Genomic DNA, 18,455 nt, shown 5'->3' with positions numbered 1-18,455 from the left:
GAGCTTGAACCATGCCCCGATTCGCTCGATCGGCCCTCCTCGTCCTTCTCCTGATCTCCGCCGCCGCAGCCCACGCCGAGGCACCGGACGGCTACCCCTTCAAGCCCTTCGACCAGGCCATGCAACAGGCCCACGACGAGGGCAAACCCTTGTTCGTCTACTTCGGCCGCTATGGCTGCGGCTACTGCGAGAAAACCAACAAGGAGGCATTCTCCGACGGGCAGGTGCGAGAGCGTTACACCGCGCATTACGCACTCGCCTATGTCGATGCCGAGAGCGGCGAGCGCCTGCGCCTGCCCAGCGGGGAGCGCATCACGGAGCGCGAGCTCGGGACCCGATACGACGCCTTCGTCACGCCCGTCTTTTCATTCATGACACCTGACGGGGAGACGGTGCTGCGTCTAGTGGGCGTGCAAAGGGCCGAGGATCTGCTCGACGCCGACGACAAGATCCAAGCGGCACTCGCCGCCGCAGGTGCCTCGTGAGCCGGTGCGCAAAACGTCCGGGCCGCGCCTCGCTCGTCCGGGCGCTCGTTGCCGGTCTGGCCTGGGCGACGGCCTCGGGGGCGCTCGCGGCGCAGCCCTGGATATTCGATGAACCGCCGATCGAGGTGGTCGGGACCTCCGCGGGCGTTTTTCACCAGATGTCGTCCGCGGGGCGACGCGGCCTTGTGGTCTCCGACGGGACGGTCGCCGTGGTCTGGGACGACGAGCACGCTGGCACCCCTCACGCTTACCTTGCGCTGAAGGATTCGGAAACGGCCGTCTTTGCCCGCGCGATCCAGGTCAGCGGCGAAGGCGAAGCCTTCGAGCCCGCCGTCGCCGCCCTGCCCGAACGTCGCTTCGCCGTTGCCTGGGAAGAGGACGGACGGATCCTCATGCGGCTCGCAACCCCGGAGGGGCTCGGACCATCCGTGGAGCTCAGCCCCAAAGGAGCACAGGTCAGCCTCGATGCCTCCAACGGGGATCTCGTCGCGGTCTGGTCTGATCGGCAGACCGGCGTCGGACGGATCATGACGGCGACGTTCGACCGCGACGGCGCGCTCGGCCTGACGGTGGACGCGCGCTGTCCGGCGGACGCACTCGCCCCGGTCGCGGACCAACTCTTCCCGACCGCCGCGCAGGTCGGCGAACGGCTCGTCGTCGCCTGGGAGGACCGCCGTCCCGGTCACACCATCATCATGGCCACGGCAAGCGCACCCGGTCAGCCCTGCAGTTTCGATCCGCCGGTGCGAATCAGCGAGGACCCGCCCGGTCCCGAGATGCCCTTCGGTGCAGGCCACGGCGTCGCACGCGTCGCGGTCGCACCCTACGGCGCCGATCGCCTGCTCGCCGCTTGGGAGGACAAACGCAACTTCCGTCACGGCTACGACGTCTATGCCGCGCACTTCGGACCGGACGGATTCGGCCCGAACGAACGGGTCCAGGACGACTTCAGCGAGCTGTCCGCGCAATGGCACGTCAGCACCGCCGGCCACCCAGACGGCACGCTCGTCGTCGCCTGGACCGACGAGCGCGAAGGACAGGGCGATATCCTCCTGAGCTGGTATGCCGACGGCACCTGGAGCGAGGATCTGCCGCTTCCCGGAGCCTCCGGCCCCGAGGAGCAGGGCCATCCGTCCATCGCCCTGGACGAGGCCGGCAACCTTCACGCCGCCTGGGTGACACGCGAGACCAAGGGCGGCCCGACCCGCATCCAATACCGCTTCGGCCGACGATCCGACTGACGTCCGGACATCCTGATCCATATCGGAAGGAAACGCGTGAGATGCAAAGCCGCAACTCAACCAAAGCACTGATCCTGATTCTGCTTCTGCTCGTCTACTGGGCAGTGGGCCTTTACCCCTTCACCTTCGCACCTCCGAAGCATGTCGTGAATCAGGCCGAACGCATGCCTGACGGAACCGTATCGTTTCGCGGGGTCGGCATCGCACGCACCCCCGGCGCTCCGGACTGGTTGAACGGCATACAGAACGCGAATGCGCTCGAGGTGCTGGTCGTCGCCCGCACCGACGATACCGATCAACAGGGGCCGGCGCGTATTTTCACCGTCTCCGACGGGACCTCGCATCGCAACCTGACACTCGGCCAGGAAGGGGCGGATCTCATTCTCCGGGTGCGTCGCCCGGGATCGGACGAGAACGGCACCCCGGCGTTTCGCGTGGCCGATCTCTTTCACAACGCCGCTTGGCACGAGATCCGCGTTCGAGTCGCGCGCGATCGCCTGGAATTGGTGGTCGACGACAAGCCCCGTTTCGATCTGGCACTGTCCGGGTCGCCGTTCGCGCGATGGAATCCGAGCTACGTCCTGGCGATGGGCAACGAGCTGCCCTATGGGCGGGCATGGACCGGCGAGATTCGCACGGTTTCGGTCGACATCGACGGCCGCATCATCGATGTTCTGAACCCGGCCGAGATCGTGCTCCCCGAAGGCTGGTGGGAGATAAGATCACTCCATCCTTGGGACCTTGATCGCCCAAGGCCCTACTACGCGGACCCCGACATCTACGTCAACTTCTTCGGATTCATCCCCTTCGGCGTCCTGCTCATGCTCTTCTTCGGACGCCGCCTCTCCGTCGTGCACATCATGTTCCTCGGAGCGGCCTTGAGCCTCTCGATCGAGACCCTGCAGATCCTGCTTCCCCGCCACCCCTCGGTCACCGATCTCGTCCTCAATACCATCGGCGCCGGGGTCGGAGCCTATCTCGCGCGGCTGGCAATTCGGAGCGGCGCAAGCGCCTGAATGCAAATCCCCCGTCGGCTCCGGAAGCGTCGAGCGTGGGCACCATCGACGTGGCTCTTTGCCGCTTTCTCCGACGACCGCCGCCCGGTTCTCCCCCGGTTTCCCGCTCTGCGGACGGCCTATCTTGCTTGAGTCCTTCGCTCTGAGTAAGATCATGTCTTACGTTTCGTGGGTATCGATTGTCGACAACATCATGGAAACAACACGTCTTTCCAGCAAGGGACAGGTCATACTGCCCAAGGTCATTCGGGAACAGTATCACTGGCCGGTGGGGACCGAGTTCGAGATCGAGGAATGTCCGGACAGCATTGTTTTAAGGCCAAAGAAGCCCGTCCCGACAACCGTGCTCAGTGACGTGGTGGGCTGCGCGGGTTACCGAGGTCCGACCAAATCCTTGGATGACATGGAAGACGCAATCGCCCTGGGAGTCAGCGAAAGACATGCTCGCAGTCGATACTAGCGTCGTCGTGCGGATTCTCACCAATGACGATCCGGAGCAGAGTCCGAGAGCCGTCGCGCTCTTCGAGCGGGAGCGTATTTATCTCACCAAGACGGTGCTGCTGGAAACCGAGTGGGCGCTCAGGTTCTCCTACAAGCTCTCCCGTGAGACCGTCGTGTGTGCTTTGCGAAAAGTCATCGGGCTTCAACAGGTCGAGGTCGAAACGATCGGCGTTGTCGCCACGGCGCTCGACTGGCATGAGCAGGGTATGGATTTTGCCGATGCACTGCATCTCGCCGGCAGCACAAAGGCGATCGAATTTGCAACCTTCGATGAGAAGCTGATTCAGCTCGCGCAGAGACTTCAAGCGAAGGGGATTGTCGCGGTTTGACCGCTGCGTTGCGGGAACGACGCTGGCGGAAGAATGCAGAACCGCCGTCGATTGCGGAAGACCCCCCCAGACCGGACTGAGCGTGAGCGAGAGCGAATTTCTGCGTCCGACGCCGCTGCCCCCAACGATCGCTACAGGTATCATCCACTCGAACGCCCCCCGCACCACCGACCAAGGAACCCACCGGCATGGCCACGGACGAGACCAACGACACCCTGATCCTGAATGACCCGCCCGAGGACGACGGTCTCTCGCCCGACCTCATCGACACCTTCATCGCCCGCTGGGCGGGCGCGACCGGCACCGAGCGCGCCAACTACCAACTCTTCCTGACCGAGCTGTGCGCGCTCCTCGGGCTGCCCCAGCCGGACCCGGCCCGGCAGGACACCCACGACAACGCCTATTGCTTCGAGCGCCGCGTCGTCTTCCAGCACGGCGACGGGACCGAGAGCCACGGCTTCATCGACCTCTACCGGCGCACCTGCTATGTGCTCGAATGCAAGCAGACCGGCCTGAGTCTGGATACCGGCGGCTGGGACAAGGCCATGCTGCGCGCCCACGGTCAGGCGGTGCAGTACGTGCGCGCCCTCCCTGCCGCCGAGGGCCGCCCGCCGTTCGTCGTGGTCGTGGACGTCGGACGCAGCATCGAGCTCTACAGCGAGTTCAGTCTGGATCGGATCCTCGAGACCTTAATGGCGGCCGACTGGGTGGTCTACTCCAAGCCCTGCCTGGCGCGGACCGACACCGTGGTCAACTATCTGGGTCGCTACAGCCATCGCATCGCGCTGTCGGACCGGCGTCTGGTGGACTTCGACGGGGCGTCGGTGCAGTTGAGCTACAAGGACTACCGCGACGGCGACCGGCGCAAGGTGATGACCCTCACCGCGGAGGAGTTGATCCGTCGCTTCCTGCTGCATGTCCTGCCGAAAGGGTTCATGCGGGTGCGCCACTTCGGCTTTCTGGCCAACCGCTGTCGGGCGCGGCGCTTGGCCGAGATGCGCACGGCGCTGAGCGCCCCGCCGCCCGAGGCCTCCGCGCAGGAAACGCCGGCGGCACGGTTCGACGGCTATCCCTGCCCCAAGTGCCCAACCGGGAAGCTGCAGGTGCGCGGGCACCTCGCCCCGACGGGGCGTGCAGAAGGAGGCTGAACGCCCCCGCGCACGCTTTGACTTGCTCGTGACGCCTTGGATTGCGGACACGTCGCATGCGGCCTGCGATCGCGCTCGTCCCGGCGGAGGAAAATCGCCTAAACTCTCCCTCATACCGCGGCTGCAGAGCCCGATCGGCATCCGTCCGGGAACCTGCCGACGACCGCATAGCACCCGGCGTCGGGGCCGGGGGCCAGTGCGCGGCGACAACACCCCAGGCCGAGCCGATTTCCCATCTATAGGTTGAGGCGCGCATCCATCGCCGTCGCACCGGGATCGGATCAGTCCAACGCACATTTATCCGCCGTGCGCGACGAGCGTCTCCCCGACATCAGGGAGCACTGCGACGCGCACGACGGATAAATGCTTATTCGTTATGCATTTTCGATGGCCCCAATGAAATTAACGTTGCATCAAAGTTGGGTATTTATTGCCCTAGTTTTTCTTCCGAACTTGGTTCTTGCACAATCACGCGGAGGATCGTGCCATTCCCCAATCTGTAATTTCTTTGGCGGGTTAACAGGGTTGGCTTTGTTTGGTTTACTTTTACTGTCTCTTAGCGCGTCGGGCCTTGATCATCGATTGGTCCACTGTTGCTAAGCCGCCACAGGAACGAGGTAAGGCTGCCTTGCCGGGCGCGGTCGTCGTCGGGCCGGTCGGGCGGGCCAGGGCATGCGCTCGAGCACCTGCTCGAACAAGGATGGGTGGGGTTGAGCGAAGAAGCGCTCGGCGGCCGTGGTGCCGTCGGGCCGCTTGATCGCAAAGTTGTGCAGGGCGGTCAAGACCTGCTGCTTGCGCGGGCTGATTCGGTGATGCCCATGCTGATAGAGCGCGAGGAAGCCGTTGCGTCCCTCGACACAGGAGCTGCTGCGCTGGAACAGATCGGCACACTCCCCGGCGACCTGCTCGAGATGGTGACGGGTCTGCGGATCCAGCGACTGGATCGGGTGCGAGGGCTGCCTCAGCGGGGCGAGACGCTGCGCACTCAGTGCCCGGAGTCGATGACGGGGCTCGGCGCGGGTGCTGCGTGCGGCGACGCGCTCCAGATAAAGCGCCGGGATCAGGTCGTCGAGCATCGCCTGCTCGATGGCCGGTGCCAAGTCCAGCGCCTGCACCCGGGTGTTGACCATCATGAAGAAGAAGGTCAGCGTGGCGACGAGGCTTTGAGTCAGGCGCTTCGCCTTGGCCAGATGTGCGCGCAGGCGCTCGGACAGATCCGCCTCCTCGGCGATCGCCTCCAGGCGCGTAAACAGCGTCCCCAGACGCGCCTCCAACTGCTCGGGGGTTTGCGCCTGTCCCTGTTGGATCTCGTAGGGATGATCGACCTCGCCGAAGGCGCCGATCAGGGCTTTGGCCTCGGCGCGGTGCGCGTGGGCCTGCTCGCGCGCGAGGCTGGCTTGGACGGAGGCGCTCAGCGCCTCATCGATGCGCGCGGCGAACGCCGGCGGGCGTCCCGGGCCATGGCGGCGCCGATGATAGGCCTGCTCGGCGGCGCATGCGTCTTGCCAGCGCGCCTTCGCCTCGGCCTCCGCCGTCTCGGCCTGTTGCTCGGCGCGCTTCAGCGACAGACTCATCGCCTGACTGACCTCATGCTGCAGATGAAACAGGTCCGTGGCATGGTGTGCGCCCAGATCGCGCTCGACATGGGCCAACAGCCCTTTGGCCTCATCGCTGGTGCCTTGCACCACCGTGACATTCAGCCCCTCGAGTCCACCCTCGAGCGCCCGTGTCCAGGCCGCCGCCGAGCGCTCATCGCTCCTGTGCTCGAGCAGGATGAAGTTCGAGACCGCATCGATACTCACCAAACGCATGCCGTCTTTCCACGTCTCATCTTCGGCGATGCTCAGTGTGCGATGGGGCATGGCTTGGGCCAGCGTCCCGCGCAGTTCGGTGGCGGCGGTGACGATCTGCTCCTCCAAGCCGGCATGGAACGCCTGCTGCGTGCCGTAGGAGGCGCCGATGAATGCCGACAGCCCACTGCGCTCGAGAAAATCGCAGACCACGCGCACGCCCGCGCCGCCCTGCTCGCCGATGCTCCAGTGCGCGGCAACCAGAATCCGGCGCAGCCACACCACGCCCTCGGGCGTCTCGACGAAGGCCGACAGCGCCGCCGGCGCCGATGGCGCAGGGGACGCGTTCCAGTGACGCAGGGTGCTGCGCGCCACGCCGGCGCCGCTGACCGCCGCGCGTTGACTCTGCCCATCCTGCCGGGCTTGCGCCACCGCATGCAGGTGCTTGGCGCGATCCAAGCGATCGTGGATTGGCGTGGGGCGTCGATCTGCACTAGAGTCGACACAGGCAGGAGCATCGGACAACGGCGTTTCCCTCGGTCAGTTTGCACTTCCAAGGGTACGCCTCCCCGGCGCTCCTGCCACTCCTTCAGGGTGCTTGATCGCCTACCGAAACACGCGGTTTTGGACCAACCGATGATCAAGGCCGCGCGTCGATTTCAAAGCACGGTTTTTCCAAAGGCATAGCGCGCCATCCCGTAATTCAATTTGCATTCATGTATGCTGCCTTAATTGGAGGAGTGATTGCTATTGCAGGTCTAGGATTCGAACTGGGTGGCAAACAAGGCGCAATTATTGCCACTTTGGTTTGTTGGTTACTTCTGTATTTGTACAATGCATTTTTTTGAACAGTCAAACTTAAATAACAAGGCAGATGATGAATAACAAGCGCATGCACTGGGACAATTTACTCTGCTGCGCGCCCCAAGTTCCCGGTGATGCGGGGCGTTATGCGGATTACAGTGATGCTGGTGCACAATGAGATGCCTTGATCTTGCGGTTTCTCCCGGTTTCTCGTGGCCTAATCGGCAAGTCGAGATCCCGTTCGAGGGTTATAGGGTTGTTCTCCAGCCTCGCCGCCAAGGTCCAGATGATGAAGCGGAACTGACCGCTACGGTGTCAGTGTTTGATACGAATGGTACATCCTTCGAAGTATGGGGCACGGTTGCAAGTAGATTTCTCAGCCGGCTTGCATGGTCACATAACGGGGGAGTAGTTGAGTTATTTGCGGTCGGATCAAATTTCCCTGAAAAACCAGGACGACTTGGTCAAGGTACTTACCAGCGTTCAGGATGGGCTCAGGTTGAACCTTGGGATTTCATCTATCTTCCCGCTGCAGACAACCAAGAAGCAGATTTGGCACTGGGCTTGTTCCGGGAAGGTATGTCCGTCAACTCCGCGCCGTTCGCTTTCCTCAGCTACTTCAAGGTCTTGAACATTCACCACGGCGGCGGGGCGGCTCAGAAGAATTGGATTAATGACAATCTTCACCGCATTTGGTATCGCCCGGCTCTCGATCGTTTGGTTGAGGTTCAGAAAGCCGAAGCGGATGTCGGAAGGTACCTCTATGAAGAGGGGCGGTGCGCTGTTGCACATGCACACGGGACACCTTTAGTGAATCCAGACAGCTATACTGATAGGCGACGGATGGAAGGCGATCTAAAGCTCATGAGAGAACTCGCAGCGTTGTTTATTGAGACGGAGTTCGGCGTATTGTCCGATAGCTCGTACTGGAAGAGCCTGCGCGAGGGTGGCTCTCCGAAGACTGAACTGTTACGGAAGGTAGTTCAAGAGGATGGTCGTGTCGTTTATGTGCCAGAACAACTATCCGCATAACGACTAGGGTTAGATCGTCCGAGCGCAGCGAGCGACGATCTGAACCGTTTGTTGGACGAGCCCGGTATCGTGGAGGCGTGGCTGGATAGAAAATAGCTTCTGCGAGGCCGAGAGCCATGGACTCGGATGCCGACGACGACCTCGCCTCGCGGCGTTTGTGGCTCGCCATTGCGGAGTTCCGGGGACAGTTTACTTTAATGCTCCGCAACCGCCGAACAAGCAGAAGAGAACAACATGCCTAACCGCACCCTCAAAAGCGACCCCGGCCAGCGCGTTCGAGTTCGGCGCGTTTGGGAAGCATCGGCGGGCGCGCCGTCCGGGTCGTTTTAGGATTACCGTTATGCAACAGAATATTTCGCGAAATATGCGCAAATGGCTGAGATAGAAAAAATCTTGAGCGAATCTCGTTTTAACGATCTTCTTGGAATTGCCGAGTCGCATCGGCTTGAGTTTAAATCTCAGCCTTACGACCTTCAGCAAACAAAGCAACAGCATGAATTGGCAAAAGATGTTTCAGCATTAGCCAATTCTGATGGAGGCTGCATAGTTGTTGGCATCAAGACTAAAAAAGACTTAAATCAAAAGCTCGATATTGTAGACAAGGTTCGCCCGTTTGCGAGATCGTTCTTTGATCGTGACAAGTTGTTTGAAACAATCGAAAAGTGGGTCTTTCCTCATATACAAAACGTTCGGATTGATTGGCATGACGCTTTGCAGGATGTAGGAAAGGGGCTCTTTTCAATAGCGGTACCGGTTCAAGAGCAAGCATCAAAACCATATCTTGTCATTCGAAATATAGACGACGAGGATAACGTATACGGGAATGTTGTAGGTATATTTGAGAGGAGAAGAGATGCCGTTTCGCATCGAACTCCGCAAGGAATTCACTCTCTTCTTTCGTTTGCAGAGAACACAATTGAATTATCGAATCGTTTGAGTAGCATCGAATCATTATTGATGGAAAGGAATATCAAGGATAGAAAGCAAGGCGAGGAAGATTATGCAAGAACTATTGATGGCGTTGTCGAGGAAAGAATACGGGAATGCGCAGAGGCTGCCGACCTCAAAGGACGGGCTTATTTGTCGATCGCATGTTTTCCTTCTCAGCGCGTAGACATACCAACTCTTTTTCGAGGTCAAAATGACGCTGTAGTAAAGTTGATAGACCAGCCGCCAAGATATCGAGATAGCGGATGGGATCTAAGAACTTCCAGGCTTTCCAAGCCAATTCGAGGACTATTAAGAAGAGCTGTTGAGCCGGGAGCGCTTTCTCTTGATGTTTGGAGAGACGGAGTAATCATTGCTGTTGTTAGCGCAGATAAAGATTATTTGTCTTGGGGCAGATACTCATCGAACGATGACATTCCGAATATAAACCCAATCGCTCTAATAGAGGTAATTTCTCTTTTCTCAAGACTTTCTAAATATATATTGAGACTTGCAGAACCTCCCCCAGAGAATGCAGGTTTCCGCTTATCTTTCAGCAATATCACGCAGAACGGGAAGGCGTATAGACTTAGGAGTTTGAACTATATCGGGATGTCGAAAGAAGCACCATCTTCTGATATGGTAATTAATGTGCCCAGGCAAGACTTAGAAGCACAAGACGACGAACTGGCTTTTAATGTATTCTGCTCAGTGTTCGAGTGGTTCGGCATCGATCATGACAAGATACCTGTCGCCAAAATAAGAGAAGACGGTGTATATGTGCTCGATATTGAATCAATCGTTAACCTGCGAGGTTAATGCGAAAAATGTATAACAATCACATACAGCCGATCCGTTCGTAGCTAGCGCTCCTCACGGCCGGCTGATGTGAAGCGTTAGCTCTTGAAATGCAGTTCCGCAGTTGAGTTCCGGGGACAGTTTACTTAACTGAAAGCCCGCGCGGGAAGATGAAGATAAGAAATCGCCGACCACTTAGCCCAGCGCCGACCCAATACTGCGCAACAAGCTCCGCGCAGGATTTCAAGGCCGTGCCAGCGCAGTATTGGGCTAGGCAACACGTCGGGCTCCAAATGAGGGACAGGTGCAGATGCCTACAATCTCAATGTTCTACGGAATTTTGATACGGATGTTTTTCTATGACACGGAAAAGCACAATGCCCCTCACATTCATGCTGAGTTCCAAGGTCAAGTCGCCGTTTACCCTAAATCCGGCATTTGAAAACGCAAAGGCGCAAAGGACGCAAAGGAAAACAAGACACTGCAATGCGAACGACGTTCACCCTTTGGGTGAAGGGCGTCATTGAAACAAGGCACTGAACACCTTTGCGTCCTTTGCGCCTTTGCGTTTTAACTGCTCTTTCTAGGTTTACTCGATATCGGACGGAGAATTGCTCGCTGGCAAGCTGCCTCCGAAAAAGCACAAAATGGTAGTAGCCTGGATCGCCATCCACGAAGATGAGCTAATCGCCAATTGGGATCTCGCGGTCAACGGGAAAAAGCCTTTTCCCATCAGGGGGCTCGATCAATGAGAATCGCTGAAGTCATACCTTTAAGTGAGCATGTTCTTCTCGTTGCTTCTGACGAGGGTGCGACAGGGCTGTTTGATATGAAGCCTTACCTGGAAGGGGAAGTCTTCGCAGCCCTCCAAGATTTTGATGAGTTCTCCGCTATTCACAACGGAGGGTATTTTATTGAGTGGGCCTGTGGCGCAGATCTTTCTGCAGATACCATTGAGGCACATCTGATGCCAGCGCCACCAGAGATCGCCCAACAATTGTCCCAGTTCCGCCAGTTCCGGGGACGCCAGTTCCGGGGACAGTTTACTTAATTAACGCTGCCATGAAGGAGAGCCAGTTTCGGGGGCAGTTTACTTGACTGAATGCCCGCGCGGAAAAAAGGAAAGGGGCCAGGCTCACTTAGATTCTCCCCCTTCTGCCGGATTTAATTGAGCCCGTCCTTTATTCGGCTCCAAGACGGGGCCAATCGCGGCGGCTCGGGTGAGGCGTTGAGCCTCCAATAGGCGCAGCGGGCCATCACTCAGGCCTCGGTTCCGTTTTCGGATCGAACCAGTTCTCGACGATGAGGCCGGAGAAGTCCGCGAAGTCCTCGGTGTTGCGGGTGACGAGAACCAACCCATTGACGGCGGCGATGGCCGCGATCTGGCTGTCGGCGTAGGAAGGCGTGCGCCCGATCTTTTCCAGACGTGCTCGTTCGCGCGCCTGCCATTCGCCGGCCGCCGCGTCGAAGGATAGGATGGGCAGGGTGGGGTGGGGTGAACGCGCTCTTCCAGGTAAGCGCGGATCCGATCCCGACGTGCGCCTGGCGGCAGACGCTCAAGCCCGTAGTGCATCTCCTGCCAGGAGATGGCCGAGACGGCCAGTTCCGTTGCGTGCGCCTCGATGCCGGAGAGGACAGACACCGAGGGCCGCGCTCTGATCGGCTCGGAGACCACGTTGGTGTCCAACAAGTATTTCATTCGGACCACTCGAAGCCGCGGTCCTGTGCTGCGCGATCGCGCCAAGATTCAATCTCTTCGGACTGCAGATCGATGGGTTCGAATTCGGGATCCGCGCGCATCTCCCGAATTGCGTCCCAGAACGTTGGCCGGACCGCACCTCGGCTCAGGCGACCGTACTCGGCTTCCGAGAGCAGCACGGCAACGGGTCGACCGCGGCGCGTAATGTGCACCGTCTCGCCGCGCTCGGCCTGATAGATGAGGTGGGTGAGTCGGTTCCTTGCCTCGGCAATCGATGTCTCGGCCATGGGCTTACACTGGTGGCTAGGTTGATGGCCATGCTACTGCACATCCCGTCAGGACGACAATGCGGCTTCGGAGTCGGCAGGGAGCGGCAAAGGGGGCAAACTCAATTCACGCCCGCTGGGTCTGTCCGAGAATCGGGAGATCTAACGGCACCCTGTCACGGACGGCAACTCCGTCGGGTTCCTGTGCCCCCGGTGCTCTTTGGCGTTGACAGTCCGCCGCGGATCCCGGTGCTCGACATGCGGGCGATGGTCGAGCGCCTGGACGTCGGAAGCCGGTCAGCTATTGATAGCTCCCGGCGCCACCGCCTGTCTTCTCGGCCGGTGCCGAGACCAGGATGGCGATAACCGCGCAGATGGCTGCGATCGGGACAAGAAGGGCGAGCACGCCTGAGCGGAGGAAGAGTATTCCGCACACGATGGCGCCGCTCAGGTAGACCACCCAGATGAGGCCGTTGCGCCAGGGTAGGCGGTCAGGCGGATGTTTTGCGTCGGACTCGGCCGGCCGGGTCCGGGGACGGCGGTGTCGAGCGGCGCGGATCCAGCGGACATATCCGGTACTGAAGGTGGCCAGCATTCCGGTAATGTAGGTGGTCGAGGGACCCTGCAGCCGGAGTACGGCCGCGCTTTGGACCCCCATGGCCAATGCGCCAAGCGCGACCACGGCGATTGCGGAGCGGCCGGTGACGGGCTCGGCCGGCAACCAAAGCATGAGGAGGGAGATCAGGAGGAGGATCTCGATCAGCAGCGCCGGAAGGATGCCAGGTTCGCGCCGATGGCCCGATGTGGACCAACCACAGAGAACCTCCCCTGCAACCGCACCCGCAACGAAGGCAGCGACCGAGACGGCGGCACTCAAGCCCGTCTCGGCATCTCCGCGCGCAACGGCAACCGCCAGCAGGACGGTGTTTCCCGTCTGGGCCGCGGTGAGGACATTGAAGCCGAGGATGACCATGGCGTCCACGCCGGCTGCGGCCAGGGTCAGCAACAGGGGGGAGATCTCGGAGCGCCAATTCATGTGCATTCCAAATCCTGTGCGCCTAAACCGCGTCCTGAGCGACAGGCGTCGTTTTCATTGTGCGTTTGGCTTCGGAGATATCCTCGACTCCAGTTAGACGCGGTTTAGACTTTTATATTTTTTAATACATTAAACCGCGTCCAGAGCGAGACGCGTATTTTCGAGTGAGTTGGACGTCTGGTGCTTCCACGGCCCTTAGCGGGGACGCGGTTTAAAATGACATATTTTTCGATATCTTAAACCGCGCCAACTCCACTGGCCGTCAAGTCTGCCGGGGCCGATCCCATCCGAAAAGATCGCATACCGCGCTGGGCGCGGTTTATCTCGGCGATCCGATCGAGCTGTTGCTTCTGAAGCCCGACGGAACCCACGATCGCGTCGTGATCGGCCCGGCCCTGGCCGACGGACAGCACATGCAGTTTCCGATTCCGGGGGACGCCTTTCACACGGCCCGGCTCCTGGGCAACGGTCATTGGTTTCTCGGCGGCAGCACCGAGTGGCTTGGGGTGATCCCGTCCGATGTCGAGATCGGCGACGTGGAGCAGCTTGCTCGGACCTATCCCGATGCGGCAGACATGATCCGATCCATCGCCCGGTCCGTTGTCTAGGCAACGCCGCGCGTTTCCCGAGGCCATTCGAGCTTGGGTCGACGACGGACTGAAGTCCGCCTCCCCCAGGTGCCGACTGAAGTCGGCGTACTCGGGAGGCGGTATCGAGACTTCCGCGGTGCTGCACTCGCCCCGTTCCGGCTCAGGCTCCTTCGGGTTCACCCATCAAGCACGACGTCTTCGTAAAGATCGGCCACGGACAGGCGCACCTCGAGTCCGCCGCAGGTGAAGGTCAGCTCACCCTCCTCGAGGATCTCGTGGCGCCAATCCCCCGCCTCCGTACGCCGAAACCGTTCCACGCGGCGGCTGTCCTGTGCCACCAGCAGATAATCGCGCAGAGACGGCAGGGTCCGGTAGGCGATCAGCTTCTCGCGACGGTCGATGATCTCGGTCGAGGGCGAGAGCACCTCGGCGATCAGACAGGGCGATGTCTTGTAGAGCGATTCCCGGTCGTGCGGGTCGCAGGTCAAGAGCACGTCGGGGTAATAGAATGCCTCGTGTGCCGCCACCCGCACCTTCATGTCGCTGATGAAGACGCCGCAGGGCGTGCCGCGGGTGGATGCACGCAAGTGAAAAAACAGGTTTCCGGCGATGCGATTATGCGACTCGCCGGCTCCGGCCATGGCGAAGACCTGACCGGCGACATACTCGTGGCGGACGTCGCTGGCCAGCTCGCCTTGCAGATAGTCGTCGAGACCGATGTGAAGAAGCGCCGCGGGTTGGGTCATGAGGATTGTCCTGTGCCGGGATGTGCTTGCTCACCGTGAGCTTACGCCACCGCGCCCGCGGCGTCTCGCAGCAAGGCCCCTTGCGTGGCTTCCGGGATGACGTTGGAATCGCCGCGTGCGACCTCGCGCCCGTTGTCGAGAACGAGGACGCTATCCACCCAGTCCAGCCCGGCGGGCCGGTGGGTGATGAGCAGCACGGTACGCCCGACCATGAGCCGGTCGAGCGCCTGCATGAGACTGCATTCGGTCTCGGCATCGAGGCCCTCGGTGGGCTCGTCCAGCAGCAGGATGGGGGCATCTTTGAGCAGGGCGCGGGCGACGGCGATGCGCCGCGCCTGTCCACCGGAGAGACGCACGCCGGTCTCCCCCACCCAGGTGCCGTAGCCGTCGGGCAGCTCGCTGATGAAGTCGTGGATCTGGGCAACGCGGCAGGCGGCCTCGATCGCCTCCTGCGTGGCCTCGGGCGCGGCGATCTGCAGGTTCTCGCGGATGGTGGTGTCGAAGAGATAGGTCTGCTGGCTGACCACCGCGATATGGCTGCGCAGGTCGTCCCCGCGGAAGGTGGTGATGGAGTGACCGCCGATACTGATGTCTCCGGCATCCGGCTCCCAGAAGCGCAGCAGCAGGTTGAAGAGCGTGCTCTTGCCCGAGCCGGTAGCGCCGACGACCGCGGCGCGGGTGCCTTGCGGGACATCGAGATGGATGTCGGCGACCGCCGGTGTTGCGGCCCCCGGATAGCTGAATCCGACACCGCTGAAGCGGATGTCGAAACGCTCCGGGCGAGGCGAAGGTGCGGTCGGCTCGACGACGGGCGGATCGGTATCGACGATGGCGAAGATCCGCCGCGCCGCGGCCAGGGTCCGCCCAAGGAGCTGGAAGGCATGGGGCAAGGGGGCGACGGCCTCGAAGCTCGCCAGCGTGAAGAGTGCGAGCATGGCCAGCTGCGGGGGCATCAGGGTGCCGTCGTGCACCATGGGAATGCCCAACCAGAGCAGCACCCAGAGGCTCAGGCTCGCACTCAGACCGACCGCCGCTTGGGTGACGCCGTGATCGCTGCTCAAACGGGCCTGATCGGCGATCAGGCGCCGCCCCAGGGCGTCGACGCGCTCGGCCTGGCGCGCGTTCGCTCCGTAGATCGTCAGCTCGGCCATGCCCTGAACACCGTCGATGACAGCCGCACGCAGTTCGGCCTCGTCCTCGGCAAGCCGACGCCCGGGGGCCCGACCACGCCCTTGCGACCAGACAGGCAAGACGACGCCGGCGATCAGCAGGAAGGCGAGCCCGGAAAGCGCCAGCAGCGGGTCGTGCAGCAGCAGGAAGACAAAGAAAAGCACCGTGCTGATGGCGGCGACCGCAACGGGCACGATGACCCGAACATAGAGGTTGTCCAAGGCGTCGATGTCGGCACGGATACGGCTCAGCAGGTCGCCGCTGTGATACTGCTGCAGACCCGCGGGGGCCAGCGGCTCGAGATGGCGGTAGAACCAGACCCGCAGCTCGGCGATCAGCCGGAAGGTGGCCTCGTGGTTGACCAGGCGCTCGGCGTAGCGGCCGGCGGTGCGCACGATGGCGCTGAGCCGAATGAGCGCGGCCGGCGCGAAGTAGTTGATGGCGACCCCGGCGACACCGGCCACCGCCATGGCGGTGATGAACCAGCCCGCCAAGGCCATGAGCGCGACGTTGGCGATCAGGGTCAGCAGGGCGATCAGGGTGCCGGCGATCATCCATCCGCGATAGGGCCGAAACAGGCTCCACAGACGCAACAGCTCCTTCATCGGTCGTTCTCCTGCCCCGGATTCCAAGGGTCGGCCTGACCGGGGGCGGTCCGGCCGTAGGCCGCGATCATACGCGCGTAGATCCCGTTCGATGCGGAGAGGGTCTCGTGCGTCCCGGACTCGGCCACCCGGCCCGACGCGAGCACCAGGATTCGATCCGCCCGGCGCACGGTCGCGAGCCGGTGGGCGACCACCAAGAGGGTGCGACCCTTGGCCAGCTCCTCGATGCCCTCCTGCACCAAGCGCTCGCTCTGGGGGTCGAGGTTGGCGGTCGCCTCGTCCAGGATGACCAGCGGGGCGTCGCGCAGGAAGGCGCGGGCGAGTGCGATGCGTTGGATCTGACCGCCCGAGAGACCGGCGCCGCGCTCGCCGACCAGGTTGTCGTAGCCCGCGGGCAACGCCTCGATGAACTCGGCGGCACGGGCGCGACGGGCCGCCGCGCGGACCGACTCGAGATCCGCATCCGGGCGACCGAGCCGGATATTGTCGCCGATCGTCCCCTGAAAGAGACGCGGCTGCTGCGGAACCCAGGCAAGGTGGCTGCGCCATTCCTCGAGATCGAGGTCGGCGAGCGCCTGCTCGCCGATCAGGATCCGCCCCGAGGTCGGCGAGAGAAAGCCCAGCAGGAGGTTGATCACGGTCGTCTTGCCGGCCCCGCTGGTCCCGACCAACGCGACGCGGGCACCGGCCGGAACCTCGAAGTCCATGCCGCGCAGTGCATCGCGGCCCGCCTCGTAGCTGAAATGCACGTCTTGAAAACGCAGACCGAAGGGGCGCGGGGCCTGCAGCAGGGCATGACCGGACGCGGACCGATCGGGCGCGTTCGCATCGGGTGCGGATCGCGCCTCCGGCTCGGCATCCAGCACCCGGATCATCTGCTCGGCGGCAGCGGAGGCCGCCATGCGCGCGTGATACTGGACCCCCATATTGCGCAAGGGGGCATAGAACTCGGGCGCCAGCATCAGGATGAAGAGTCCCTGCAGATAGGTGATCTCGGGGAGCGCCGTCAGCCAATCCGGCAGCGGCATCACCAACCCGTAGAGCCGAAAGCCGACGAACACCGCGATGATGGCGATGCCGATGGCGGCGAAGAACTCCAGCACGGCGGAGGAGAGAAAGGCGACCCGCAAGACCTGCATGGTGCTGGTGCGGTAGGCGTTGGAGATGCGTGCGACCTCGTCCGCCTCGCGAGCACTCGCCCCGAAGAGCTTCAGTGTAGTCAGGCCCTGGATGACGTCGAGGAAGTGCGAGCTCATGCGCGCGAGCTCCTTCCATTGGCGCTGATTCTTGGACTGAGCGCTCGATCCGATGAGGATCATGAAGAGCGGAATCAAAGGCGCGGTGACCAGCATGACCACACCCGCAACCCAGTCCGCCGGAAAGACCACGACCAGGATCACCACGGGCAGTATCATCGTCAGGGTCATGGCCGGAAGAAAGCGCGCGTAATAGCCCTCCAGGTCATCGATCCCCTTGGTAAGCATTTCGACCAAGGCACCGCTGCGCTCGTTGGCCAGATAGCGCGGGCCGAGTCGTTGCAGGTGGCGGAACACCTGATCGCGCAACCCGGCGCGGACCAGTGCAGCGGCTTCGAAGGCCGAGCACTCGCCCAGCCAGACGGTGAAGCCGCGCAGCAAGAAGAGCCCCAGCAGGACCGCCATCAAGAGCCCGATCTCGATCAGGCCCGCCCCCTCGAAGATCACGGCGTTCAGGATCAAGGCAAGCAACCAGGCTTGTGCGATGGCGAGCAGGCCCTGCCCCACCCCGAGCCCGATTGTGCGCTTCAGCGCCGCACCGGCGAGCGGACGATGAGACTTGAGCCAAACGTTGACGGACATGATGCGATCTGCCTGGAGGCGGGTCGGTCGACCCGAATCGAGGGAGGATAAGGAAGGGACGACCGGCAGGGCAACGAAAAAACTCACATGACAGTTAAACCGCGCCCAGCGGGGTATGGGATGTTGCTGAATGGGATCGGCCCCGGCAGACTTGGCGACCGTTGGAGCCGGCGCGGTTTAAGCATGCGTCAGTTGTGGAGAAGGCTCGAATTTTTGCGCCGGCCCACACGTTAAACCGCGCCCGGTGCGGTATGCGTCATGTGTTGGAATGGCTTGGCCGCGCCAGCTCCGACGACTGTCGGAGCTGGCGCGGTTTAAAGGATTAAAAAAATTAAATTTTAAGCCGCGTCTCGCCGAGATCGAGGAAACCTCCGACGCCGAACACAAAGTGAAAATCACCCATTTCGCTCTGGACGCGGTTTAGCACTCATCCG

General features: G+C 61.6%; 18 protein-coding genes and 1 pseudogene. 12 read left to right on the top strand and 7 right to left on the bottom strand.

What is annotated here, in order from left to right; genetic code table 11:
* Positions 1-11: 11 nt before the first annotated feature.
* The 6 genes and pseudogenes from BDD21_RS11915 to BDD21_RS29205 all read left to right on the top strand — a co-directional run.
* Positions 12-485: a thioredoxin family protein gene (locus tag BDD21_RS11915; RefSeq protein ID WP_120797357.1), complete on the top strand. Its 474-nt coding sequence runs from the start codon at positions 12-14 to the stop codon at positions 483-485.
* Positions 482-1,726 carry a hypothetical protein gene (locus BDD21_RS11910; RefSeq protein ID WP_120797356.1) on the top strand — a complete coding sequence of 415 codons (1,245 nt, stop codon included), beginning with the start codon at positions 482-484 and terminating at the stop codon, positions 1,724-1,726. Before BDD21_RS11915 ends, BDD21_RS11910 begins: the two co-directional genes overlap by 4 nt.
* A 41-nt stretch (positions 1,727-1,767) precedes the next feature.
* On the top strand, positions 1,768-2,742 hold the full coding sequence (locus BDD21_RS28260; RefSeq protein WP_211335038.1) for a VanZ family protein: 975 nt from the start codon (positions 1,768-1,770) through the stop codon (positions 2,740-2,742).
* 124 nt (positions 2,743-2,866) lie between these two features.
* Positions 2,867-3,202 (top strand): AbrB/MazE/SpoVT family DNA-binding domain-containing protein, encoded by a 336-nt coding sequence (locus tag BDD21_RS11900; protein WP_245969552.1) that lies wholly within the window; start codon positions 2,867-2,869, stop codon positions 3,200-3,202.
* Positions 3,183-3,572 (top strand): type II toxin-antitoxin system VapC family toxin, encoded by a 390-nt coding sequence (locus tag BDD21_RS11895; RefSeq protein ID WP_120797355.1) that lies wholly within the window; start codon positions 3,183-3,185, stop codon positions 3,570-3,572. Before BDD21_RS11900 ends, BDD21_RS11895 begins: the two co-directional genes overlap by 20 nt.
* Positions 3,573-3,901: 329 nt before the next feature.
* Positions 3,902-4,720, top strand: a pseudogene (locus tag BDD21_RS29205) (IS91 family transposase); the annotation flags it as partial.
* Positions 4,721-5,316: 596 nt separating this feature from the next.
* Here BDD21_RS29205 and BDD21_RS11880 read toward each other — a convergent pair.
* Positions 5,317-6,969: a DUF6399 domain-containing protein gene (locus BDD21_RS11880; RefSeq protein ID WP_120797354.1), complete on the bottom strand. Its 1,653-nt coding sequence runs from the start codon at positions 6,967-6,969 to the stop codon at positions 5,317-5,319.
* A gap of 663 nt (positions 6,970-7,632) precedes the next feature.
* Between BDD21_RS11880 and mauJ the strand changes: the two genes are divergently transcribed.
* The 5 genes from mauJ to BDD21_RS11850 all read left to right on the top strand — a co-directional run bounded on the left by mauJ (position 7,633) and on the right by BDD21_RS11850 (position 11,122).
* Positions 7,633-8,346, top strand: a complete 714-nt coding sequence (gene mauJ / locus BDD21_RS27450) for a methylamine utilization protein MauJ (protein ID WP_147431065.1) — start codon at positions 7,633-7,635, stop codon at positions 8,344-8,346.
* A gap of 372 nt (positions 8,347-8,718) precedes the next feature.
* On the top strand, positions 8,719-10,092 hold the full coding sequence (locus BDD21_RS11865; protein ID WP_120797351.1) for an AlbA family DNA-binding domain-containing protein: 1,374 nt from the start codon (positions 8,719-8,721) through the stop codon (positions 10,090-10,092).
* A gap of 289 nt (positions 10,093-10,381) precedes the next feature.
* Positions 10,382-10,513 carry a DUF4160 domain-containing protein gene (locus BDD21_RS11860; RefSeq protein WP_120797350.1) on the top strand — a complete coding sequence of 44 codons (132 nt, stop codon included), beginning with the start codon at positions 10,382-10,384 and terminating at the stop codon, positions 10,511-10,513.
* A gap of 154 nt (positions 10,514-10,667) precedes the next feature.
* Positions 10,668-10,823, top strand: coding sequence for a DUF4160 domain-containing protein (locus BDD21_RS29045; protein ID WP_120797349.1), 156 nt, complete (start codon positions 10,668-10,670; stop codon positions 10,821-10,823).
* Complete coding sequence (locus BDD21_RS11850; protein WP_120797348.1) at positions 10,820-11,122, top strand: DUF2442 domain-containing protein; 303 nt, start codon at positions 10,820-10,822, stop codon at positions 11,120-11,122. Before BDD21_RS29045 ends, BDD21_RS11850 begins: the two co-directional genes overlap by 4 nt.
* Before the next feature lie 84 nt (positions 11,123-11,206).
* Here the strand turns inward: BDD21_RS11850 and BDD21_RS29200 are convergent, their stop codons facing one another.
* From BDD21_RS29200 to BDD21_RS11835, 3 genes are all read right to left on the bottom strand, one after another.
* Entirely contained in the window at positions 11,207-11,770 is a 564-nt protein-coding gene (locus BDD21_RS29200) for a PIN domain-containing protein (RefSeq protein ID WP_425470240.1), read from the bottom strand.
* Positions 11,767-12,057, bottom strand: a complete 291-nt coding sequence (locus BDD21_RS11840) for a type II toxin-antitoxin system Phd/YefM family antitoxin (protein WP_120797347.1) — start codon at positions 12,055-12,057, stop codon at positions 11,767-11,769. The genes BDD21_RS29200 and BDD21_RS11840 overlap by 4 nt, the downstream gene beginning before the upstream one ends.
* 280 nt (positions 12,058-12,337) lie before the next feature.
* On the bottom strand, positions 12,338-13,072 hold the full coding sequence (locus BDD21_RS11835) for a DUF1275 family protein (protein ID WP_170164742.1): 735 nt from the start codon (positions 13,070-13,072) through the stop codon (positions 12,338-12,340).
* Positions 13,073-13,293: 221 nt separating this feature from the next.
* Here BDD21_RS11835 and BDD21_RS11830 point away from each other — a divergent pair, with 221 nt between their 5' ends.
* A complete protein-coding gene (locus tag BDD21_RS11830) occupies positions 13,294-13,680 on the top strand; it encodes a cupin domain-containing protein (protein ID WP_342769622.1) in 387 nt (128 codons plus the stop codon).
* A gap of 158 nt (positions 13,681-13,838) precedes the next feature.
* Here BDD21_RS11830 and BDD21_RS11825 read toward each other — a convergent pair whose 3' ends face one another.
* Genes BDD21_RS11825 through cydD form a run of 3 tightly spaced genes read right to left on the bottom strand, consistent with a single transcriptional unit; the run spans position 13,839 to position 18,021 of the window.
* On the bottom strand, positions 13,839-14,408 hold the full coding sequence (locus BDD21_RS11825; RefSeq protein ID WP_120797344.1) for a Uma2 family endonuclease: 570 nt from the start codon (positions 14,406-14,408) through the stop codon (positions 13,839-13,841).
* 41 nt (positions 14,409-14,449) lie between these two features.
* Positions 14,450-16,183 carry a thiol reductant ABC exporter subunit CydC gene (cydC, locus tag BDD21_RS11820; RefSeq protein ID WP_120797343.1) on the bottom strand — a complete coding sequence of 578 codons (1,734 nt, stop codon included), beginning with the start codon at positions 16,181-16,183 and terminating at the stop codon, positions 14,450-14,452.
* Positions 16,180-18,021, bottom strand: coding sequence for a thiol reductant ABC exporter subunit CydD (cydD, locus tag BDD21_RS11815; RefSeq protein ID WP_120797342.1), 1,842 nt, complete (start codon positions 18,019-18,021; stop codon positions 16,180-16,182). The genes cydC and cydD overlap by 4 nt, the downstream gene beginning before the upstream one ends.
* Positions 18,022-18,455 lie beyond the last annotated feature (434 nt).

The organism is Thiocapsa rosea, assembly GCF_003634315.1.
In the GTDB taxonomy this organism is placed as follows: domain Bacteria; phylum Pseudomonadota; class Gammaproteobacteria; order Chromatiales; family Chromatiaceae; genus Thiocapsa; species Thiocapsa rosea.
This window is presented reverse-complemented; position numbering and strand designations above follow the sequence as displayed.

Excerpts from the sequence above, each read along its gene's own strand:
- BDD21_RS11915 (WP_120797357.1), top strand. The coding sequence starts at position 12 with ATGCCCCGATTCGCTCGATCGGCCCTCCTCGTCCTTCTCCTGATCTCC.
- BDD21_RS28260 (WP_211335038.1), top strand. The coding sequence starts at position 1,768 with ATGCAAAGCCGCAACTCAACCAAAGCACTGATCCTGATTCTGCTTCTG.
- BDD21_RS11895 (WP_120797355.1), top strand. The coding sequence starts at position 3,183 with ATGCTCGCAGTCGATACTAGCGTCGTCGTGCGGATTCTCACCAATGAC.
- BDD21_RS11865 (WP_120797351.1), top strand. The coding sequence starts at position 8,719 with ATGGCTGAGATAGAAAAAATCTTGAGCGAATCTCGTTTTAACGATCTT.
- BDD21_RS11860 (WP_120797350.1), top strand. The coding sequence starts at position 10,382 with ATGCCTACAATCTCAATGTTCTACGGAATTTTGATACGGATGTTTTTC.
- BDD21_RS11850 (WP_120797348.1), top strand. The coding sequence starts at position 10,820 with ATGAGAATCGCTGAAGTCATACCTTTAAGTGAGCATGTTCTTCTCGTT.
- BDD21_RS29200 (WP_425470240.1), bottom strand. The coding sequence starts at position 11,770 with ATGAAATACTTGTTGGACACCAACGTGGTCTCCGAGCCGATCAGAGCG.
- BDD21_RS11840 (WP_120797347.1), bottom strand. The coding sequence starts at position 12,057 with ATGGCCGAGACATCGATTGCCGAGGCAAGGAACCGACTCACCCACCTC.
- BDD21_RS11835 (WP_170164742.1), bottom strand. The coding sequence starts at position 13,072 with ATGAATTGGCGCTCCGAGATCTCCCCCCTGTTGCTGACCCTGGCCGCA.
- BDD21_RS11825 (WP_120797344.1), bottom strand. The coding sequence starts at position 14,408 with ATGACCCAACCCGCGGCGCTTCTTCACATCGGTCTCGACGACTATCTG.
- cydC (WP_120797343.1), bottom strand. The coding sequence starts at position 16,183 with ATGAAGGAGCTGTTGCGTCTGTGGAGCCTGTTTCGGCCCTATCGCGGA.
- cydD (WP_120797342.1), bottom strand. The coding sequence starts at position 18,021 with ATGTCCGTCAACGTTTGGCTCAAGTCTCATCGTCCGCTCGCCGGTGCG.